The 21176-nt window shown below is 64.3% G+C and carries 18 protein-coding genes, 1 tRNA gene and 2 pseudogenes; 7 read left to right on the plus strand and 14 right to left on the minus strand.

What is annotated here, in order from left to right:
• Window positions 1–80 precede the first annotated feature (80 nt).
• The 6 genes and pseudogenes from fabG to IPK20_12660 form a co-directional block, all read right to left on the minus strand.
• On the minus strand, window positions 81–818 hold the full coding sequence (fabG, locus tag IPK20_12635; protein ID MBK8017469.1) for a 3-oxoacyl-ACP reductase FabG: 738 nt from the start codon (window positions 816–818) through the stop codon (window positions 81–83).
• Complete coding sequence (gene fabD / locus IPK20_12640; GenBank protein ID MBK8017470.1) at window positions 815–1762, minus strand: ACP S-malonyltransferase; 948 nt, start codon at window positions 1760–1762, stop codon at window positions 815–817. Before fabD ends, fabG begins: the two co-directional genes overlap by 4 nt.
• A 21-nt stretch (window positions 1763–1783) precedes the next feature.
• Window positions 1784–2743, minus strand: a complete 960-nt coding sequence (locus IPK20_12645) for a ketoacyl-ACP synthase III (protein ID MBK8017471.1) — start codon at window positions 2741–2743, stop codon at window positions 1784–1786.
• A pseudogene (gene plsX / locus IPK20_12650) lies at window positions 2740–3761 on the minus strand (phosphate acyltransferase PlsX). Before plsX ends, IPK20_12645 begins: the two are co-directional and overlap by 4 nt.
• A 141-nt stretch (window positions 3762–3902) precedes the next feature.
• Window positions 3903–4082 carry a 50S ribosomal protein L32 gene (rpmF, locus tag IPK20_12655; protein MBK8017472.1) on the minus strand — a complete coding sequence of 60 codons (180 nt, stop codon included), beginning with the start codon at window positions 4080–4082 and terminating at the stop codon, window positions 3903–3905.
• Window positions 4083–4157: 75 nt separating this feature from the next.
• Window positions 4158–4532: a DUF177 domain-containing protein gene (locus tag IPK20_12660; protein ID MBK8017473.1), complete on the minus strand. Its 375-nt coding sequence runs from the start codon at window positions 4530–4532 to the stop codon at window positions 4158–4160.
• A gap of 119 nt (window positions 4533–4651) precedes the next feature.
• On the opposite strand from IPK20_12660, the gene maf reads away from it, so the two are divergent.
• Window positions 4652–5233 carry a septum formation protein Maf gene (maf, locus tag IPK20_12665; protein ID MBK8017474.1) on the plus strand — a complete coding sequence of 194 codons (582 nt, stop codon included), beginning with the start codon at window positions 4652–4654 and terminating at the stop codon, window positions 5231–5233.
• 70 nt (window positions 5234–5303) lie between these two features.
• Window positions 5304–6011: an SAM-dependent methyltransferase gene (locus IPK20_12670; protein ID MBK8017475.1), complete on the plus strand. Its 708-nt coding sequence runs from the start codon at window positions 5304–5306 to the stop codon at window positions 6009–6011.
• On the opposite strand, the gene IPK20_12675 is transcribed toward IPK20_12670, so the two are convergent.
• The 4 genes from IPK20_12675 to IPK20_12690 are packed head-to-tail and all read right to left on the minus strand — an operon-like array spanning window position 5980 to window position 8879.
• Window positions 5980–6933 (minus strand): S49 family peptidase, encoded by a 954-nt coding sequence (locus tag IPK20_12675; GenBank protein ID MBK8017476.1) that lies wholly within the window; start codon window positions 6931–6933, stop codon window positions 5980–5982. The two genes, IPK20_12670 and IPK20_12675, sit on opposite strands and share 32 nt — an antisense overlap.
• The gene (locus IPK20_12680) at window positions 6926–7294 is read right to left on the minus strand and encodes a Rieske (2Fe-2S) protein (protein MBK8017477.1); all 369 of its coding nucleotides are present in this window, start codon (window positions 7292–7294) and stop codon (window positions 6926–6928) included. Before IPK20_12680 ends, IPK20_12675 begins: the two co-directional genes overlap by 8 nt.
• Window positions 7267–7920 carry an HAD-IA family hydrolase gene (locus tag IPK20_12685; GenBank protein MBK8017478.1) on the minus strand — a complete coding sequence of 218 codons (654 nt, stop codon included), beginning with the start codon at window positions 7918–7920 and terminating at the stop codon, window positions 7267–7269. Before IPK20_12685 ends, IPK20_12680 begins: the two co-directional genes overlap by 28 nt.
• The gene (locus IPK20_12690) at window positions 7917–8879 is read right to left on the minus strand and encodes an RluA family pseudouridine synthase (GenBank protein ID MBK8017479.1); all 963 of its coding nucleotides are present in this window, start codon (window positions 8877–8879) and stop codon (window positions 7917–7919) included. Before IPK20_12690 ends, IPK20_12685 begins: the two co-directional genes overlap by 4 nt.
• 353 nt (window positions 8880–9232) lie before the next feature.
• Here IPK20_12690 and IPK20_12695 point away from each other — a divergent pair.
• A pseudogene (locus IPK20_12695) lies at window positions 9233–9820 on the plus strand (ribonuclease E/G).
• A gap of 2435 nt (window positions 9821–12255) precedes the next feature.
• Here IPK20_12695 and IPK20_12700 read toward each other — a convergent pair.
• Both IPK20_12700 and uvrB read right to left on the minus strand, forming a co-directional pair.
• Window positions 12256–12762, minus strand: coding sequence for a low molecular weight phosphotyrosine protein phosphatase (locus IPK20_12700; GenBank protein MBK8017480.1), 507 nt, complete (start codon window positions 12760–12762; stop codon window positions 12256–12258).
• Window positions 12762–14846: an excinuclease ABC subunit UvrB gene (gene uvrB, locus IPK20_12705; GenBank protein ID MBK8017481.1), complete on the minus strand. Its 2085-nt coding sequence runs from the start codon at window positions 14844–14846 to the stop codon at window positions 12762–12764. Before uvrB ends, IPK20_12700 begins: the two co-directional genes overlap by 1 nt.
• A 127-nt stretch (window positions 14847–14973) precedes the next feature.
• Between uvrB and IPK20_12710 the strand changes: the two genes are divergently transcribed.
• The 4 genes from IPK20_12710 to IPK20_12725 all read left to right on the plus strand — a co-directional run bounded on the left by IPK20_12710 (window position 14974) and on the right by IPK20_12725 (window position 19862).
• Complete coding sequence (locus tag IPK20_12710) at window positions 14974–16170, plus strand: aspartate/tyrosine/aromatic aminotransferase (protein MBK8017482.1); 1197 nt, start codon at window positions 14974–14976, stop codon at window positions 16168–16170.
• 88 nt (window positions 16171–16258) lie between these two features.
• Window positions 16259–16334 (plus strand) — tRNA-Asn (locus IPK20_12715).
• Between the two features lie 122 nt (window positions 16335–16456).
• Window positions 16457–17251: a type I methionyl aminopeptidase gene (map, locus tag IPK20_12720; protein MBK8017483.1), complete on the plus strand. Its 795-nt coding sequence runs from the start codon at window positions 16457–16459 to the stop codon at window positions 17249–17251.
• Between the two features lie 31 nt (window positions 17252–17282).
• Complete coding sequence (locus IPK20_12725) at window positions 17283–19862, plus strand: [protein-PII] uridylyltransferase (protein ID MBK8017484.1); 2580 nt, start codon at window positions 17283–17285, stop codon at window positions 19860–19862.
• Here the strand turns inward: IPK20_12725 and IPK20_12730 are convergent.
• Together IPK20_12730 and IPK20_12735 are read right to left on the minus strand one after the other, a co-directional pair.
• Complete coding sequence (locus tag IPK20_12730) at window positions 19819–20124, minus strand: EscU/YscU/HrcU family type III secretion system export apparatus switch protein (protein MBK8017485.1); 306 nt, start codon at window positions 20122–20124, stop codon at window positions 19819–19821. The two genes, IPK20_12725 and IPK20_12730, sit on opposite strands and share 44 nt — an antisense overlap.
• Complete coding sequence (locus IPK20_12735) at window positions 20114–21166, minus strand: flagellar hook-length control protein FliK (protein ID MBK8017486.1); 1053 nt, start codon at window positions 21164–21166, stop codon at window positions 20114–20116. Before IPK20_12735 ends, IPK20_12730 begins: the two co-directional genes overlap by 11 nt.
• Window positions 21167–21176: the final 10 nt, after the last annotated feature.

Consider the following 21176-nt stretch of genomic DNA (forward strand, 5'->3'; position numbering starts at 1 on the left):
TATTGGAGACTGCCGCCACGGCTTTCGCCAGGACGTTCTCACGCCACAGGCATGGTCCATCGCCAACGCCGGCCGATGTCCTAATCCATCAGCATCCCGCCATTCACGTGAATCGTGCTACCGGTGACGTAACCTGCATGATCCGAGGCGAGAAAGGCAACGGCGGCAGCCACTTCCTCGACGAGACCGAATCGGCCGAGGGGGACCTGCCCGATCAGCGCGGTTCGCTGTGCTTCGTTGAGTGTCCGAGTCATGTCAGTGTCGATGAAACCGGGGGCAACGCAGTTGACCGTGATGTTTCGACTTCCCACCTCGCGGGCCAGTGATTTCGCGAAGCCCGTCAATCCAGCCTTCGCAGCCGCATAGTTCGTCTGACCTCCGTTGCCGGAGTGTCCCACGACGGACGTCACGTTGATGATCCGGCCCCAGCGCGCTTTCATCATGGGCCGGATTGCCAGCTTGGAAAGCTGAAAGACCGAGCGGAGATTGGTGTTCATCACCGAATCCCAGTCGTCGTCCTTCAAGCGCAAGAGAAGGTTGTCCCGGGTGATGCCCGCATTGTTCACGAGGACCGAAATCTCGCCCTGCTCCTTCTGGATGCGCTCGAAGACATCATCGATCATCACGGAACTGGACACATCCAGTTCGTAGCCCTGACCGGAAAGACCATCCGTTGCGAAGCTGGCGGTGATGCCCTGGGCACCCGCTGCCGTGGTCGCGGTGCCCGCCACACTGAAACCTGCGGCCCCAAGGGCGCGCGCAATGGCCTGACCAATTCCCCGGGATGCGCCCGTCACAAGCGCCACCTTGCCCGTCATTTCGCCCCCTCCTGGGTCAATGTCGTCACAGTATCCGAGATCGCCTGCGAGGACGACAGCGAAAACGAGGCCGCCTGACTGACGATGCGACGCACCATTCCGTGCAACACCTTGCCGGGACCGCACTCCACGATGTGAGTCGCGCCTTCCCTGACTTCCAACACACGCACGGACTCGATCCAGCGCACGGGGCTGTAGAGCTGGCGCACAAGTGCGGATCGGATGCCCTCGGGAGAGACAGCGACGGTCACATCGACGTTATGAATGACAGGGATGCAGGGCGACGCGATGTCGCATTGCGACAACGCCTGCGAAAGCACCTCTGACGCCGGTCGCATCAGTTCGCAGTGAGCGGGAACGCTCATCGGCAACATCACGGCGCGCTTCGCTCCACGCTGCTTGCAGGCTTCGATTGCACGTTCCACTGCTGCTCGAGCGCCCGAGATCACGATCTGCCCAGGGGCATTGAGATTCGCCGCTGCCACGACCTGGCCCTGGGCAGCCTCGAGGCAGGCGGCCTCGATCTGGTCTGATTCCAGCCCCAGGATGGCGGCAATTCCGCCTTCCCCTGCCGGTACAGCGGCCTGCATCGCCTCGCCGCGCGCACGAACGATTCGCATGGCGTCCCCGAATTGCAGAGCGCCTGCGACCACCAGAGCCGCGTACTCGCCCAGGCTGTGTCCCGCCACCACCGAGGGAGCCTGGCCGCCTGCATCCAGCCAGGCCCGATAGACGGCGACGTCGGCCGCAAGCATGACCGGTTGGGTGTTCGCGGTCTGATTGAGATCGGTTTCCGGACCGTTGTCGATCAGGCTCCACAGATCCTGATCGAGGCTAGCCGAGGCCTCGTCTATCGTCGCGCGCACCACGGCATGATTGCCGTAGTCACGCAGCATGCCCACCGATTGCGATCCCTGACCGGGAAAGACGAACGCTGCTTTCATTTGGCTCCGAATATCGAAGAACTACCAGCGCAGCAAGGCCGCGCCCCAGGTGAAGCCCCCGCCCACCCCTTCCAGCAGGACATGCTGGCCGGGAAGGATGCGGCCGGCTCGCACCGCCTCGTCCAATGCGAGAGGCACCGATGCGGCCGAGGTATTGCCGTGTCGATCCACCGTCGAAATCACGCGCTCCATGGGAAGACCCAGTTTCCTGGCCGTGGCTTCGATGATTCGAATGTTGGCCTGATGCGGAATGAACCAGTCAATGGCGGTCGACGGCAGCCCCGCGGCACACAACACTTCGTCCGCGACATCCGCCAGCGCCCGCACAGCCAATTTGAAGACGGTGTTGCCGTCCATTCGCACGAACGGATGGCCGGTCGCCTTGCCGTCCGCCACGGTTCCCGGGACGCAAAGGACGCCCGCGTGCGTTCCGTCCGCATGCAGGCGCGTCGCAAGGATCCCGGGCTGATCCGACGCCTTCAGAACCACTGCTCCCGCGCCGTCACCGAACAGCACGCAGGTGGACCGGTCGGACCAGTCGAGGAGCCGCGAGAACACCTCCGCACCGACGACCAGGGCCGACTTTGCCTGACCGTCCCGGATGAACAGGTCGGCCATCGAAAGCGCGTAGACGAAGCCGCTGCAAACGGCCTGCACGTCGAAGGCGGGAAAGCCGCCGACGCCGAGCTTTCCCTGCAGGATGCACGCCGTGCTGGGAAACACCATGTCCGGTGTGGTGGTCGCGACGACGATCAGATCCAGGTCTCCCGGCTCGAGCCCGGCCGCCTCCAGCGCCCTCCGTGAAGCCTCCAGGGCAAGATCGCTCGCAGTCTGCTCGGGAGCCGCGATATGCCGTTGCCGGATGCCTGTCCGACTGAAGATCCACTCGTCCGAAGTATCGATCGTGCGGGCAAGATCGTCATTCGTGACCACCTTCTCCGGCAGGCTCGAGCCTGTCCCGGCGATGCGGGCATGAATCACGAAACCCCAGCCTCGGAGACGGATGTACCCATGCGGGCCGAAATCAGGTCGAGCAGTCCATTGCGCACCTCGTGGTACGCACGCTCGATGGCAAAGCCGAAGGCGAACGCATCCGCCGATCCATGGCTCTTGACAACGATGCCGCGCAATCCCAGAAGACTCGCACCGTTGTAACGACGGTGATCGACCCGGGACTTGAACCGGTTGATGACCGGCATGGCCAGCACCGCGGCAAACTTGGTGAAGAAACTGCGTTTGAATTCTTCGCGCAAATACGCAGCCAGCATCTGGGCCAGACCCTCGGATGTCTTGAGCGCCACGTTGCCTACGAATCCGTCGCACACCACGATGTCGGTCGTGCCCTTGTAGATATCGTCGCCTTCCACGTTACCGTAGAAATTCAAACCACTCCCGCGTAGCAGGTCGGCGGCGATCTCTCGTCACCTCATTGCCCTTGATGTCTTCCTCCCCGATGTTCAGCAGGCCCACGCTTGGACGCTCGGTCCGGTCGATGGCACCGACCAGAGCGCTGCCCATGAACGCAAACTGGAGCAGATGCTCCGGTGTGCAGTTGACGTTGGCCCCCAGGTCCAGCATGACGGTGCGTCCCCGCTGACTTGGAAGGAAGGAAGCGATCGCCGGACGTTCGACACCCGGCAGCATCTTGAGTACGAACCGTGACATCGCCATGAGCGCCCCGGTGTTTCCGGCGCTCACGCAGCAGTCTGCTTCACCAGCTTTCACGAGATCGATGGCGACGCGCATCGATGAATCCCGTTTGTTGCGAAGCGCGTTTGCGGGCGGCTCGTCCATGTGGACGACCTCAGGGGCGTGCCGGATCTGCAATCGCGGGAAGCACCCGTCCGCAAGCAGCCAGTTCAGCCTGGACGGCCTCCTCACGCCCCACCAGAAGCATCGTCGCCTCGGGAAAGCGATCGAGGAACTCTATGGCGGCGGGCACGGTGACGTGCGGACCGTGGTCACCGCCCATGCAGTCGATGGCAATACGAACGGTCAAGTTCGGCAACCCTCAGGGGCAGGACCCGCCGGAGATCCGCCTGCCGCCAGACGCCGGCAGGCATTCACGGGACCGGAGTTTTTCACCCGGACCATCCCTGACGCGCCTGCAGCGCGGCAGTCGGCCCGGAATGCTGGAAACTCAGTCGGTCTTGGTCTTGAGCACCTTGCGGCCACGATAGTAGCCTGAGGGGCTGATGTGGTGACGCAAGTGCACCTCGCCGGTAGTGGGCTCGACGGCCAGCGGCGGGTTGGTGAGGAAGTCGTGCGAGCGGTGCATGCCGCGCTTCGACGGGGACTTCTTGTTCTGCTGAACTGCCATCTCGTTCTCCTTAGCATCCCGAAGGGACGCACATCATTGCCTGTCTGTTCAATCTGGCCGGCCCGCTCCCTGGCGCTACGCTCCCGGAGTCGCGACCGGACATTCGTCCTCGGCGTGCCGTGGCGACATGGGAAGCGCCAGCAGCACTTCCTCTTCCACCAGACTGTGAGCTTCCACCACCTCGTCCAGAGGAAGATAATCCGCGTCGTCTTCCTCGTCGTCGAACGAAGTCAGACGGCCCGGCGCAACGAACACGAGTTCCCTATGCGCATCGACCGAAACGGTCAGAGGCCCCAGACACCGCTGACAGACCAAGGTCACCGTGCCACGTACCGACAGGGAAATCGCCGGTTTCTCGTCCTTTCGCACGTACCCGCTCAGCCGATATTCGAGTTGCCCTTCGTCCCCCCCCAGAAAGGAGCCAAGGCGCTCGAACGCCGCAGGCACCACGCTCGCACGGACCTCTTTTTCCAGCCGCGCGAATTCGGTAGCCTTGAAGCTCTCTGTGCCGCACATAAGCCCGCCATGTTACGACGATTTCCCTGCACGGTCAAAAGGCTACCGCATTCATGAGCAGTCTGCGCCTCGTCCTGGCTTCCACCTCGGCGTATCGCCGGGAATTGCTTTCGCGCCTGGGCATTCCCTTCGACGTCCAATCCCCCGGAGTCGACGAAACGCCACACCCCGGCGAGCCGCCCGTGGAAATTGCCACCCGGCTGGCGATCGCCAAGGCTCGCGCAGTATGGATCGCGGAGCCAGCAGTCATCATTGGCTCGGACCAGGTCGCCATGCTGGACGGCAGAATGCTCGGAAAACCCGGAAATCGGGAAACTGCGGTCCATCAGCTGACTGCCGCAAGTGGCCGGACAGTGGAGTTCCACACTGCTCTATGTGTACGTTCCACTGTGGATGAGCGGGAATCTGTTGCACTCGACACCACGCGGGTCACCTTCCGGCCCCTGAACCGCGACACCATCGAGCGATACGTCGATATCGAGAAACCCTTCGACTGCGCCGGGAGTGCGAAATCCGAAGGGCTCGGCATCACCCTTGTGACAGCCATCGAAACAACGGATCCGACCGGGCTCGTCGGGTTGCCGCTCATCCTGCTTACCGATCTGTTGGCCCAACACGGCATTCGCGTCCCGTGACACCTCCAGTGAACGCCGGTGTCCGCTCCCCTCGGGGCCGCCTGTTTCTTGTTCCCATGCCACTGGGGACATGTCGCCCGGCCATTGTCTGCCCCGGGCCACATTGGACGTGATCGCCTCGCTCGACCGCTTCATTGCGGAAAACGCCAGGACTGCCCGGCGCTTCCTCGCCCAAGTCCGCCTGTCGCGGCCGCTGCAGGAACTGAAGATCGATGAACTGAACGAGCACTCGGGGGAAACGGATCTCCCCCGACTGCTGGAGCCGTTGCTTGCCGGGCAGGACGTCGGACTCGTTTCCGAAGCAGGGTGTCCCGTCGTTGCCGATCCTGGCGCAGGACTGGTGACACTCGCTCATCGCCAAGACGTTCCGGTCGTTGCACTGGTGGGGCCAAGCGCTCCCCTTCTGGCCCTGATTGCCTCTGGCTTCAACGGCCAGTCGTTCAGCTTCGTGGGCTACTTGCCGCAGCAGGCGCAGGCTCGAGTGGACGCCATACGCCGACTGGACCGCGAAGTCCGCTCGTCGGGCACCACCCAGATCCTCATCGAGACGCCTTACCGCAACGCCGCAATGCTCGATGCCTTGATCTCCACCTGCGAGGACACGACCCTCGTTGCTGTCACTGTGGATCTCACGTTGCCCACGGAACTGGTGCTGGTGAAGCCTGCGTCCGAGTGGCGCACCACCCCTCGACCCCTCCTGGATCGGCGACCCGCCGTGTTCCTACTGGGGCGAAGCCCATCGGCGGCTAGCGCACGCGCCCGGCGCCGGCGACCTTGACCATCGCCTCTCCCAGCGCCGCGCCGAAGCGCTTCGCGAATCTCTCCGCCAGATTCTCCCTCGGAGTGAAATCGACGATGTTCTCTGCCTTGACCACTTCGCGAGCGACATAGGCGGCATCCCCGATCGCATCCACCAGTCCCATCTCGAGACTGCGATCGCCTGTCCAGAAAAGCCCGGAGAAGGTTTCGCCGGTCTCCTTGAGCCGCTGACCCCGCCCCTCGCGCACGACCTCGATGAACTGCTTGTGGATATCGTTGAGCATTGCCTGGGCGAATTCCCGTTGTTTCGGCTCCAGGGGAGAGAATGGATCCAGAAAACCCTTGTTTTCTCCGGCCGTCAGCAGCCGTCTCTCCACACCGAGCTTCTGCATCGCGCCGGTGAACCCGAAACCATCCATCAGCACGCCAATGGAGCCGATGAGGCTTCCACGGCTCGCGTAGATCTCGTCCGCGGCCACCGCCACGTAGTAGCCACCCGATGCACAGATGTCATCGACCACGGCGTACAACGGAATCCCCGGAAACTTGCCCCGCAGCCGCCTGATCTCGCGATTGATCTGATGGGCCTGGACGGGGCTGCCGCCCGGGCTGTTGATGCGCAGGATCACCCCCTGCGTGTTCTTGTCTTCGAACGCGTCGTTGAGCCCCGCCGTGACAACGTCGGCGCTCGCCATGGAATCCGCCTCGATCACCCCCGACAGATCCACCAGCGCCGTGTGCTTGCCGAGCGATCCCTCCCGTCCACCGATCCACCCCGCGGCAAGTACGAGCACGACGAACAGATAGAGCAGGGTCAGCGACTTGAAGAAGATGCCCCAGCGACGCGCGCGGCGCTGCTCGGTGAGTGCCGATTCGGCGAGCTTGCGCAGGACATCGCGCTCCCAGCGATCGCCGTCCTCAGGGGATGGAAATTCAGACATGTGAGGAAGATTCCTGCAGAAGAAAGACCGAGCCGTCACGCTCCATGACCGGCACCCGGGTCAAGGCGGCACCCTTGCAGGGTCCGGCGACACAACGGCCGGACTCAGGCAGGTAGGTGGCGCCGTGCGTCGCACATATCAAGTATAGCCCCGCCGAATCGAAGAACTGCCCCTCCATCCAGTCGAGTTGCACCGGAACGTGTGCACAGCGGTTTTCATAGGCGCGCACCTCCCCGTCGAAGCGAACGACGAAGGCGTGCACCTGCTCGCTCCCGCGACGGATCTCGAACCTGACACCGGCGCCCCCTTCCTCGATATCCGAGGAGGCACAGATCACTCCGAACGGGTCAACCACTGCCATAAGCGGGCTGGTTCGTCATACGTGTAGGTTGGTCTCGAGCGGGCAAGTTTCCCCGCATCGTGCGCGCCGAACGTCACGGCGGCGACGTCCATCCGCGCGCCGTGAGCCATCTCCACGTCGTGGGTGGTATCGCCGACCATCAAGGCGCGATCCGGCGCGACCCCCAGATAGTCAAGCAGATACTCCAGCATGTCCGGATGTGGCTTGCTGAAGCCCTCGTCGGCACACCGTGACGCATCGAAATACGGGCCGAGGCCGGTCGACCCGAAAGCGCGCGTCAGTCCGACCCGGCTCTTGCCGGTGGCCACCGCCAGCATCCGGCCCTGCCGCTTCAGAAGTCCTATTCCGGCCTCCACCCCTGCGAACAAGGTCACGCGCTCTTCTCCCGCCAGGTAGTGGACCCGATAGCGTTCCGTCAGGTCCCCGTAACGGGCCCGCGGCAGCGCGGGAAACAGGTATTCCATGGCGTCCAGCAACCCCAGACCGATGATGTGCCTCGAGCGTTCATCCGAGGGGATCTCGAGCCCGATGTCACCGGCGGCGGACTGAATGCTGTGAACGATGTGGGCCGCGGAGTCCACCAGGGTCCCGTCCCAGTCGAAGACGATGAGGTCGTACTCCTTCATGTCCGGACCTCTTTCGCGGCAGGTTCCAGGCGCTCGAGGAAACGCGCCAGCTCTTCCGGGAGCGGAGCCTCGATGTCGCTTCTTTCGCGGGTCAGGGGGTGTTCGAAGCGGAATCGGGCCGCGTGCAGGAACATGCGCTTCAAGCCTGTCCGGGCAAGATCCTTGTTCAAGGTGAAATCGCCATACTTGTCGTCGCCGCAGATCGGCATGCCCAGATGGGCAAGATGAACGCGGATCTGGTGCGTGCGCCCGGTGAGAAGGCGCGCCTCCACCAGGCTGTAGTCCTGAAACACGCGGACCGGCTTGATCACCGTGCGGGAGGGTTGGCCGCCGGCTTCTACCAAGACCCTCCTGTCCCCCCCCTCCAACACATGCTTTGTCAGGGGTTGATCGATGGTCCTCGCCCCCCCCCGCCACTGCCCTCTCACCAACGCGAGGTACCGTTTGTCCGTTCGTCCATCGCGAATCTGGGCATGCAAATCTACCAGGGCGCTGCGCTTACGCGCGAGAAGCAGGACACCGCTCGTCTCGCGGTCCAGCCGGTGCACCAGTTCGAGGAACCGCTCGCCCGGGCGCTCCGCCCGGAGCCGCTCGATGACACCGTGAGAGAGCCCGCTTCCGCCGTGAACAGCCAGGCCCGACGGCTTGTCGAGGGCAAGAATGCTGTCGTCCTCGTGTATGACCGTCATGACCTTGCCGGCCGGCCCGACCGGAACGGGACCCTTCGGCCGGCTTGCCACCCGGATTGGGGGGATCCGCAGACGATCGCCTTCCTGGAGCCGGGTCGAGGCGTCCGCACGGCGGCTGTTCACCCTGACCTCCCCACTCCTGAGGATGCGGTAGAGGTGGCTCTTGGGTACCCCCTTGAGGATACGCGCCAGATAGTTGTCGATCCGCTGATCCTGAGCCTCCGGGCCAATCTCGACCCAGTTGACCACGTCTTTGCTTAACCCATTCATTTTTCTTATACTCCGGCGACGTCAACGGCCACAGCAGCGGGCTGCGAATCTCCGCTCCCGGTCATGACGCCTCGCCGGTGCGCCCCACGAGGGCCACCCATCAGGTTAATGTCGCTCACCTTTTGAAGTAGCGAATGTTGAAATTGCGCGCTCGTTCCAAGGTTCTCAGGATTCCCGCGCTGCCGCGCCATACACTTGCGGCATCGCGGTTTCGCACACTTATGCCATCACGTTTGTTCGCCCGGATGCATCGCATGAGTTCGATCCCGCTCGAATGATAATCGGTCGGTGCGGCGTCTGCCGTCTCCGAGTGTGCCCCTCCCCGTTGAACACGAGCGCGGGAGAGTACTGCAATGAAACGCATGCTGTTCAACGCGACGCACCCCGAAGAGGTCCGCGTCGCGATCGTCGATGGCCAGAAGCTCATCGACCTCGACATCGAAACGCTCGGCAAGGAGCAACGCAAGGGCAACATCTACAAGGGCATCGTGACCCGTGTGGAACCCAGCCTGGAAGCGGCCTTTGTCGATTACAGCACCGACCGCCACGGATTTCTCCCGTTCAAGGAGGTCTGCCGCCAGTATTTCGGTGACGGCATCGATCCCGGCCGGGCGCGCATCCAGGATGTCCTGAAGGAAGGCCAGGAAGTCATCGTCCAGGTCGAAAAGGACGAACGCGGCAACAAGGGAGCTGCGCTCACCACCTTCATCAGCCTCGCTGGCCGGTATGTGGTGCTGATGCCCAACAATCCTCGCGGGGGCGGCGTCTCGCGTCGCGTGGAAGGCGAGGAGCGCAACGAACTCCGCGACACCATTGCGCAGCTCGAGGTTCCGCACGGCATGAGCATCATTGCCCGCACAGCCGGCATCGGCCGCACGGTCGAGGAGCTCAACTGGGACCTGAACTACCTGCTGCAACTCTGGCATGCGATCGAGGATGCCGGCGCACCGCAGTACGAATACACCGAACAGTCCGAAGTCGAGGAAGACGGGCGCAAGCGCACGGTTTCCCGGACGGTCGCCACGAGCGAAGCGACGCGGCCCGACGGCTCGCCCAACCGGCGCGTCGCGGCCTCTCCCTTCCTGATCTTCGAGGAATCGAGTCTCGTCATCCGCGCCATCAGGGATTACTTCCAGCCGGACATCGGCGAGATCCTGATCGACAACCAGGCCATATACGACCACGTGAAGGCATTCATGGGGTACGTGATGCCGGCCAACGTCGCCCGGGTGAAGATCTACACGGACGACATTCCGCTGTTCTCCCGGTTCCAGATCGAACATCAGATCGAAACGGCCTACGCCCGGCAGGTACCGCTTGCCTCCGGGGGGGCCATCGTCATCGATCACACGGAGGCCCTGGTCTCCGTGGACGTCAACTCCGCTCGTGCAACCAAGGGTCAGGACATCGAGGCGACCGCCTTCAACACCAACCTGGAGGCGGCGGACGAGATCGCGCGGCAACTCCGGTTGCGTGACTTGGGCGGTCTGGTCGTGATCGATTTCATCGACATGGAGTCCGCGAAGAACCAGCGTGACGTGGAGAATCGCCTCCGCGATGCCCTCCACTACGACCGCGCGCGTGTGCAGATGGGCAAGATCTCCCGCTTCGGGCTGATGGAGCTCTCCCGCCAGCGTCTCCAGACCTCGCTGGGAGAGACGAGCCACATTCCTTGTCCGCGCTGCCACGGCGTGGGACACATCCGCGGCACGGAATCCACCGCCCTGCACATCCTGCGCATCATCCAGGAAGAGGCGATGAAGGAGAACAGCGCCGCCGTGCATGCCCAGGTCCCGGTGGAGGTCGCCACCTACCTGCTCAACGAGAAGCGCAGCGAGTTCCAGGCGCTGGAAGCCCGGCTCAAGGTGAGCATCATGCTCATCCCGAACATCCACCTGGAAACGCCCAACTACACCGTCACCCGCCTTCGGCACGACGAGTTGAACCAGACCGGCCCGCTGCCGCCCAGCTATCAGATGATGGAGCAGCCCGCCGAGACGGAAACGGCGACACCGGGCGCCGGCCCGGAACGTCCCGCTCGCACCGAAGCGGTGGTGAAGGGAATCACGCCAGCTCAACCCGCGCCATTGCCGGTCGAATCGGCAGCACCGGCCCCGGCGCCGTCCGCCCCCGCGACGTCCAGAGAGCCATCGATCCTGCAGAAGATCTTCAGCTGGTTCGCTCCGCGTCCCGAGCCCGCGCCGGCAGCCGTCGCTGCACCGACCGGTACCTCGTCGCGATCCCCGGAAGAACCGCGGCGGCAAAGGGAACACCGCCGCGATCGCCCGGGCGAGGGTCCACGTCGCGGACGCAGCGAGCGCGGCGACAGGCCGGAGCGCGGCGAACGCACCGGGGACCGCCAGGAAAGGGGGGAGAAAGCCGAACGTCCGGCGCGTCCGCCACGGCAGGATCGCCAGGAACGTGCAGATCGTCCCCCTCGGGACAACGAACGCCGACGCACAGCCGCCGACGGCCAGGCCGCACCGACCAGACAGGCTGCTCCTCTTCCCGCCTCCGAGGAAGGTTCCGCGGAAGAACAGGCACCACGCAGCCGCCGCCAGCGCGCGCCGCGCAACCGCGAGGACAATCGCAATCGCGCTCCAGCCTCGGAGACCCCGGTCCCGGCGGTAGATGCTCAGGAAGAAGCGGGAGACCGTCAGGGAACTCAGACCTCGCGTGCGCCGCGACCTGCCCTGGAAGGTCAGGAAGGCGCACCGGCTGAGGGCCGCAGCCGCCGCCGACGCGGCCGTCGCGGCGAACGCAACCGACCGGAAGAATCCTCGTCTGTCAGCGATGAGGACGGCAATCGCATGGAATCCGCAGTCGTGGCGGAATCGGGGTTTCAGGAGACGCCCGAATCTGCGGCTCCCGAGGTCGTTTCCTCGTCTTTCGCGGCAACGGAGCCACTTTCGTCCCCCGTGGAAATGGTGGCCAACCAACCCACGGAGACCTTGCCGCCCGAGACTCCCTCGAGCCTCGCGTTCGCGGAACCGGAATCGATGGAACCTGCCTCGCCAGAGCCGGAACCAGCCCGCGCAGACCCGTTTCCCGCACCGATGGTCGGGGAAACTGTGGCCGAACCGGCGACTGTCAGCGAGGTCCCGCCGTCCCCGCCTGCCCTTCCGTCCACGTTCTCGCCGGGAGAACTGATCGAACGGGCAGTCAGCCGCGCAGAAGCGGTCGCACCGGCGCCCGAACCGTTGAAACTGCCCGAAGGCATGGTGCAGATCGAGACGCGTTCTGCCGCACCAAGTCAGTCGGCACCCGAGGAACCGCTGGTCAAGCTTGGCCGTCAGCGCCCGGCGGCGTCCCCGAATCCGGATGACGCCGCGCCGATGATGCAGGTCGAGACGAAGCAGTGACCGCTGAACGGACTTCAGGGCCGGCCGACCCGGCCCTGAAGCTCCTTCACCAGTCCGGCCATCGCCGACTCGGCAAGATCCAGCACCAGTTCGAATCCTTCCGGGCCGCCGTAATACGGATCAGGCACTTCCCGATGGCTCGCCCCGGGTGCGAAATCCAGCAGCAATCCCACGTGCCCGGGGTGTTCTGCGGGCCGTAACGCCTGAATGGCGTCGAGGTTGTGCCGGTCCATCGCCAGCACGTAGTGGAAGTCGGAAAAATCTCTCTCGACGAACTGGCGGGAACGGATCTTCTTCAGATCGTAGTTGCGCCTTGCCGCGGCGCGCAAGGCTCGCGCATCCGCTGGTTCGTTCAGCAGACGGGCATGCGTACCCGCAGAATCGATGCGCAGCAGCCTGTCGATTCCGGCGTCCCGCGCATGCCGCCGAAACACGCCTTCGACCGTGGGCGATCTGCAGACATTGCCCATGCAGACGAACAACACGCCGACCTTTGGCCGTCTGTCGAAGAATCTGAACATCACCCGCGCGAGGCCCGGCGCTTCGTTGCTGCGGGCGGCGACACCTCCGGTGCATCCGGCCCACCCTCGGCTATTCCGAACAGCCGTTCCTTGAGCCGCCTCAACTCGTCCCGGCTCGCGGCTGCCTGTTCGAATTCCAGATTGCGAGCGTGTTCGAGCATCTGTTTCTCGACGCGCTTGATCTCTCGCGCGAGGTCCTTCTCGCTCAGGGTCGAGGCCATCGCGTCATTGCGCGCGGTCCTGATCTCCCGCTTGCTCTCGCCGGCATCGTAGACTCCATCGATCAGGTCCTTGATGCGCTTGGTGACCCCCCGTGGAACGATCCCCGTGGCCGTGTTGTGGGACACCTGCTTCTGGCGCCTGCGATCGGTCTCGTCGATGGCACGCCGCATGGATTCCGTGACCCGGTCGGCATACATGATCGCGGTGCCTCTCATATGCCGTGCCGCACGGCCGATGGTCTGGATGAGCGACCGCTCGGATCGCAGGAAGCCTTCCTTGTCCGCATCGAGGATCGCCACGAGCGAGACTTCCGGCAGATCCAGTCCTTCCCGCAGGAGGTTGATGCCCACGAGCACATCGAATTGACCCAGGCGCAGATCGCGAATGATCTCGACCCGTTCCACCGTGTCGACGTCGGAGTGGAGATACCGCACCTTCACGCCGTGCTCGGCCAGATACTCGGTGAGATCCTCCGCCATGCGCTTGGTGAGCGTGGTGACCAGCACGCGTTCATCGCGCTTCACCCGTTCGGTGATCTCCGACATGAGGTCATCGACCTGGGTGGATGCCGGACGCACCTGGATCTCCGGGTCCACCAGCCCTGTCGGTCGGACGACCTGCTCCACGACTTTCTGCTGGTGTTCCTTTTCGTACTCGGCCGGAGTGGCCGACACGAAGACCGTCTGTGGCATGAGCCGCTCGAACTCGTCGAAACGCAGCGGCCGGTTGTCGAGCGCGGACGGCAGGCGGAATCCGTATTCGACCAGGTTCTCCTTGCGCGACCTGTCCCCCTTGTACATACCCCCGATCTGGGGCACGGTCACGTGGCTCTCGTCGATGATCATCACTGCATCGGCGGGTAGATAGTCGATCAGCGTCGGCGGCGGTTCGCCCGCCTGACGGCCCGACAGATGCCGGGAGTAGTTCTCGATCCCCTTGCAGAATCCCATCTCGTGCAGCATCTCGAGATCGAATCGCGTGCGCTGCTCGATCCGCTGAGCCTCCACAAGCTTGCCGGAGGACTGGAACTGCTCGATGCGCTCCCGCAACTCCGCCTTGATGGCTTCGGCAGCGCGAAGGGTCGTGCTGCGGGGGGTGACGTAATGGCTCGACGGATACACGGTGAAGCGGCCCACGCGGCTCTGGATGTGTCCGGTCAGAGGATCGAACAGCGACAGCGACTCGATCTCGTCGTCGAAAAGTGACACCCGCAGTGCGGTCTCCGAACTTTCCGCAGGAAAGATGTCGAGGACATCCCCGCGCACCCGGAAAGTGCCCCGGCGAAACTCGAAGTCCGACCGCTCGTACTGCATTTCGGCCAGCCGCTGGATGGCCATCCGCTGATCGATGCGTTCCTTCTCGCGAAGATGAAGAATCATCGAATGGTAGTCGACAGGGTCGCCGATACCGTAGATCGCGGACACCGTGGCCACGATCACCGTGTCGCGCCGCTCGAGCAACGACTTGGTCGCCGACAGCCGCATCTGCTCGATGTGATCGTTGATGCTCGAGTCCTTCTCGATGTACAGGTCGCGCGAAGGCACATAGGCTTCCGGCTGGTAGTAATCGTAGTAGGAGACGAAGTACTCGACCGCGTTCTCGGGCAGGAACTCCCGCATCTCCGCATAGAGCTGGGCCGCCAGCGTCTTGTTCGGCGCCATGATGATCGCCGGCCGGCCCAGCCGCGCCACCACGTTGGCCATGGTGTACGTCTTGCCCGATCCGGTGACGCCCAGCAGCGTCTGGAACTTCAACCCGGCCTCCAATCCCTCCGCCAGTGCCTCGATGGCCTGAGGCTGGTCCCCGGCGGGGGCAAACGGCTGATGCAGCCGGTATGGACTGTTGGGGAAGGTAACGATCACGGGTAGAATCGCACTGCTTGCGACGGGCGTTCGAGTCTAGCACGCAGCCCCCCGGGCCACTCGCCCCAGACCGGCGTCTCGCACGTTTCTCTCACCCCTGAACTCCTTCCCGCACATGTCCTCAGTCCTGTTCCAGCACGTGGAAATGGCTCCGCGTGACCCCATCCTCGGCGTCACCGAAACCTTCGTGGCCGACACCAATCCCCGCAAAGTGAATCTTGGCGTGGGGATCTACTACAACGATGAGGGCAAGGTACCTCTGCTTCAATGCGTCGCCCAGGCAGAAAAACGCCTGGTGGAGGCGGGCCAGCCACGAGCCTACCTGCCCATCGACGGACTGGCGGCCTACGACAAGTCGGTGCAAACGCTGGTTTTCGGGGCGAACTCGGACGTCGTCACGAGCAAGCGTGCGGTGACCGTGCAGGCGCTGGGAGGTACCGGTGGATTGAAGATCGGCGCCGATTTCCTGCGACGCCTGTCACCGAAGGCGGAGGTCTGGATCTCGGATCCAAGCTGGGAGAACCACCGCGCCCTCTTCGAGTACGCCGGTTTTAAGGTCAACAGCTACCGCTACTACTCTCCTGCCCTCAACGGTCTGGACGCGGATGCCTTCTTCGAATCGCTGCAGAGCATTCCGGCCGGAGACGTCGTGGTACTGCACGCCTGCTGTCACAATCCCACGGGCTCGGACCTCACTGCGGATCAGTGGCAGCGGGTCATGGCGATCGTCGCGGAACGCGGGCTCATCCCCTTCCTCGATCTCGCCTACCAGGGGTTCGGTGACGGCATCGAGGCCGATGCCTTCGCGGTTCGCGCTTTTGCCGATACGGGTCGTCCCCTGTTCGTGTCGAGCTCGTTCTCCAAGAGCTTTTCGCTCTACGGCGAGCGCATCGGCGCCCTCAGCATCGTGGCGACCGAGCCTGAAGAGGCCGCCCGCATCCTGAGCCAGGTCAAGCGGATCGTCCGCACCAACTATTCGAACCCGCCATCTCATGGCGGCAAGATCGTCTCCATGGTCCTGGACACGCCGGAACTGCGCGCGCAGTGGGAACAGGAACTCGGCGGCATGCGCGACCGCATCCGGGCGATGCGCAGCGAACTCGTGAAGCAACTCAAGACGCGGGTACCGTCGGCCAACTACGATTTCGTGCTGGCCCAGAGAGGCATGTTCTCGTATTCCGGCCTCACCAAGCCGCAGGTCGAACGTCTGGCCAAGGACTTCTCCGTGTACGCGATCGACACCGGGCGCATCTGTGTGGCGGCCCTCAACAGCCGCAACATCGAGTACGTGGCGCAAGCGATCGCCACCGTGCTCGAACGCTGACCGTATCGACGCGTTTGCATCCGCGAGCGGACCGCACGGCAGTCGTTGACCGGGCGTACCCTCGCGGCTAGAATGCGCGGCCTTCGGTTCCCCGATAGCTCAGTCGGTAGAGCGACGGACTGTTAATCCGCAGGTCCCTGGTTCGAGCCCAGGTCGGGGAGCCACTCTTCACCACCCGCTGCGTCTTCGCGCGTTTGCTGCGCTTCCGGCACATCCTCCTGCCCGGGAGAGGGTCTTTCCGGATCAGCAGCGGGCGCCACTCGCTGGCGCACTTCCGGATTCGAGCATGTCGGTCACACTCAAGTCCCCCGAGGACATCTCGAAGATGCGCGCGGCAGGCCGTCTCGCTGCCGAGGTGCTGGACTATATCGCGCCCTGCGTCCAGCCTGGCGTGACCACCAACGAGCTGGACCGCCTCTGCCACGACTACATGGTGGGCGTTCAGCACACCATTCCCGCCCCGCTCAACTACGCGCCGCCGGGCTACTCGCCCTACCCGAAGAGCATCTGCACATCGGTCAATCACGTCATCTGCCACGGCGTGCCCAGCGACAAGAAGTTGAAGGCCGGCGACATCGTCAATCTGGACATCACCGTCATCCACGAGGGCTTTCACGGCGACACGAGCCGGATGTTCTACGTGGGCGAGCCCTCGATCCAGGCGCGCCGTCTGTGCGAGGTGACCTTCGAGTGCATGTGGCGCGGCATCCGCATCGTCCGGCCCGGAGCGTTCCTGGGAGACATCGGCCATGCGATCCAGACGCATGCGGAGGGCCAGGGTTACAGCGTGGTGCGCGAGTTCTGCGGGCACGGCATCGGCCGGCGCTTTCACGAGGAGCCCCAGGTGCTCCACTATGGCCGTCCGCATACTGGTCTCAAGCTCCAGTCTGGCATGACCTTCACCATCGAACCCATGATCAATGCCGGAAAGGCCGCGATCCGCCAGTTGGCCGATGGTTGGACAGTCGTCACCAAGGATCACAGCCTGTCCGCACAGTGGGAGCACACGGTGCTCGTCACGGACGATGGATTCGAGGTGCTGACGACCTCCGACGGAGCGCCGCCTCCTCCGGCCGTCTGAGAATGCCGTGACGGCGCCTGCGGTGGTTTCGATGTCCGGCGACTTCGATGCCCGCCAATTCGTGGCGGGCGCCCGCGCCGCCCTCCGCGAGCGCCGTGATTCCCTGGCCGCGAGATTCCGCGAAGGCGGGCACGTCCATCAGACCCTCGTCCGGCAAAGCCATTTCATCGACCGGCTGCTGGTTCAGGCGTGGGATGGAATGGAGATGCCCGCTTGCGCGGCGCTCGTCGCCGTGGGCGGCTATGGCCGCGGAACGCTGTTTCCCTTCTCCGACGTCGACCTCCTGATCCTTCTGGATCGTCCTGCGCACCCCGAAGAAGAGCGCCTGATAGAGCGATTCGTGGGGTGCCTGTGGGACTGCGGGCTGGAGATCGGCATGAGCACGCGCACGCTGGACGAGTGCATCGAGCAATCGCTGCGCGACATCACCATCCAGACGAATCTTCTCGAGGCTCGGCGCATCTGCGGTACGGCGGACCTGTTCGAACGATTCGAACAACGTTACCGGGAAAGCCTCGATCCACGTTCCTTCTGCGAAGCCAAGCTCCTCGAGCGCCAGCAGCGCCACACGCGATACAACGACATCGCATACAGCCTGGAACCCAACCTCAAGGAGAACCCGGGCGGGCTGCGCGACCTGCAGGTGATCATCTGGATCGCACGCGCCAGCGGCATCGGTTCTTCCTGGCAGGACCTCACCGAGCACGGCATCCTGACTCGGCAGGAAGCCTCCCGCTTCTCTCGCCACGAGGGGGTGCTCCAGTCGCTTCGCACCCGGCTGCACTACCGCGTCAACCGCCGCGAGGACCGCCTGCTGTTCGATCTGCAAGGGCGCATCGCCGAAGAACTGGGTCTTTCGGACACGCCCGCGCGACGGGCGAGCGAACAGCTCATGCAGCGCCTGTACCGCACGACGAAGGCTGTGCTGCAACTGAGCGAGATCGTGCTGGCGAACCTGCGCGCACGGCTGTTTCCAATGCCGGACACGGCCCCTATCGCGGTCAACGAGCATTTCCAGATCCGCAATGAACTCCTGGAACTGCACGACGAGACGCTCTATGACCGCCAGCCCGGCGCGATTCTCGAGACCTTCCTGAGGTGGCAGGAGCATCCGGAGGTCAAGGGTCTCGCAGCCTCCACGCAGAGAGCGCTTTGGCACGCCCGCAAGCACGTCAACACCGTGTTCCGCCACGATCCGGCCAACCGGAAATCCTTTCTCGACATCCTCCGCAGCCCCGCCGGCATCACGCACACCCTGCGCCGCCTGAACCGCCTGGGGCTGCTTGGCCTGTACATTCCCGCCTTCGGACGGATCGTCGGACGCATGCAGCACGACCTCTTCCACGTCTACACCGTGGACGAGCACATCCTGATGGTGGTGCGCAACCTGCGGCGCTTCGCGATTCCGGAGATGTCGCACGAATACCCGCTCTGTTCGCAACTCATGAGCGAGTTCGAGCGCCCCGAGGTGTTATATCTCGCGGGCCTGTTCCACGACATCGCCAAGGGACGCGGAGGTGATCATTCGGTGCTGGGCAAGTCAGACGCGGTGCGATTCTGCAAGGCGCACGGACTGTCTCCCGAAGACGTGGAACTGGTGGGCTGGCTGGTGGAACACCACCTCACCATGTCGTCCACCGCGCAAAAGAAGGATCTTTCGGACCCGGAGGTCATACGCCAGTTCGCTTCCCTGGTCGGAAACGAGCGCCGGCTCGTGGCCGTGTATCTCCTGACAGTCGCCGACATTCGCGGTACCAGCCCCAAGGTGTGGAACGCCTGGAAAGCGAAGCTGCTGGAGGATCTTTACCGATACACCCGCAATCTGCTGAGTGGTGCTGCTGCCCCCACGGCCGGAACGTTGAAGCAGCTGAAGGACGAAGTGAGAGCCAGATTGCGGGCCTATGCGCTGCCGGATGGCGTCGAGGAGAATCTCTGGACGCGGCTTGGCGACGGCTACTTCCTGCGCCACGATGCCAACGAGATCGCCTGGCACACGCGCCAGCTCTGCACGCGTGCGGAGGCCCAGAATCCCATCGTCCGTGCCCGCCTCTCGCCCATCGGCGAAGGCCTGGAAGTGATGATCTACGTGCGCGACCAGCCCCTGCTGTTCGCCCGCATCTGCGGATTCTTCGAACGAGTGGGCTACAACATCGTGGAAGCGCGTATCTACACGACGAGGCACGGGTACGCGCTGGACAGCTTCGTCGTGATGGAACCCGGCGGCGCGGCGAGATCCCACTACCGGGACGTGATCAGCTACGTGGAACACGAACTGGGGCAGCGCCTTTCGACGGGGGGGCCGCTCGATCCCCCCACGCGGGGCAGGCTGTCACGGCAGTTGAAGGCCTTTCCGCTCTCGCCGGAGGTCACGATCCGGCCGGACGAACGCGGCGCCTATTTCTATCTGTCGCTCATCGCGGGAGACCGTCCCGGTCTGCTTTCCTCGGTCGCCCGTACGCTGGCAGAACGCGGAATCGATGTGCAGACGGCCAAGATCAACACGCTGGGTGCCCGCGCGGAGGATGTCTTCCTGCTCAAAGGCGACACCCTGAGGGATCCGAAACAGGTCATCCGCCTGGAAGCGGACCTGATCCACCAACTGGAAGCCTGACGGACTCGCCCCGCTCGATCCGGTAGACCCAAGCGAGCAGTTCCGCGACCGCGACGTAGAGTGCCGGCGGGATGCGGGCATCGAGATCCACCTGCATGAGCATCGCCACGAGCTCCGGCGATTCGTGCACGAAAACGCCCGCTTCCCGGGCTCTCGCCACGATCGTCCTGGCAAGTTCGCCCCGGCCCTTGGCCACTACCCGCGGCGCTCCCTCCGAGGCTTCGTACGCGAGCGCGACCGCCGTTCCGAGATCAGCCTCCACGCCCGCCGACCTCGGCTCCCTGCAATTGCAATCCGCGCGCCTCGAGTGCCTCGCGCAACTCGGGCAATGCGTCGGCGATGTCCTGCCGTTGCTCTGGCGGCACGACCAGGCTGATCCGGACGGCGCTGCCGGTGAGGCGTAGAACCGCCTCGATCGTTCCGACCCGCGGAAGATCGAGCTTGAGCCGCGAGGACCAGGCCGTCTCGTCCTCTCCTTCCCTGCCGCCGGCCGTTTCCTCTTCCACGGTCCACTCCATCCGCTGTCCGGGCCACAGCGATCCGGCCCATTGGATCTGGTTGGAGCCGACGAACTGCAGCTGGCGGTCCACGAGGGTCGCAACCGCAGGAGAAAGCGGTGCGCCCGCATCGTTCGACGTGACCGCGGCTGCCGCCTGCGTTGCAGCAGATGCGCTTCCTGGCGTCACCGCGATGGAGGCGGCTCCTTCCTCGGCGGGAGCGACGGCTCCGGAGCCGGGAAGCGGCCGCGCCTGAGGTTCGGCCAGCAGGGCGGAGAGGTCGCGCTTGCCTGCGACCCATTCGGCTTGATGGGATTCGTAAAAGAGCCCGCTGGTTTCCAGCGCGGTCCGCAAAGGGGCGTCGAGAGCCGAACCCTGGGTGGTCGGCGCAGGCAGTACGGGCTCTCCCGGCGCCACCGGTCCGGTCTGCGAGGCCGCCGTCTGGGCGATGCTGCGCAGCTGTGCCGCGAGGGCGCCGACGTCCACCTTGACCGACGGCAACGCGGAGGCGTCCCTCTGGGCGGCCAGACCGAACGTCGGAGGGACGCCGGCATCGATCACGGTCAGCGAAAGGCGGCCGCCCGGGCCCGTCTGCACCGATGCCGGAATCCGCGCCTGGTACAGAGTGCCTTCCACGTCGACGAGACTGCGTCCATCCGGCAAGGTCTCCACGATGCGCGCATCCACTCGCGCGCCGGCACGCAAGGCGGTGCCGGAGTGGGATTCACCGCCCTCCGGAAGATCCGGGACCGACGACTGGAAAAGCCGGAGGAACGTTGCCAGACGAGTCTGCTGCAGAGCGTCCACGGAACGGGCA

This window comes from Betaproteobacteria bacterium, assembly GCA_016713305.1.
In the GTDB taxonomy this organism is placed as follows: domain Bacteria; phylum Pseudomonadota; class Gammaproteobacteria; order Burkholderiales.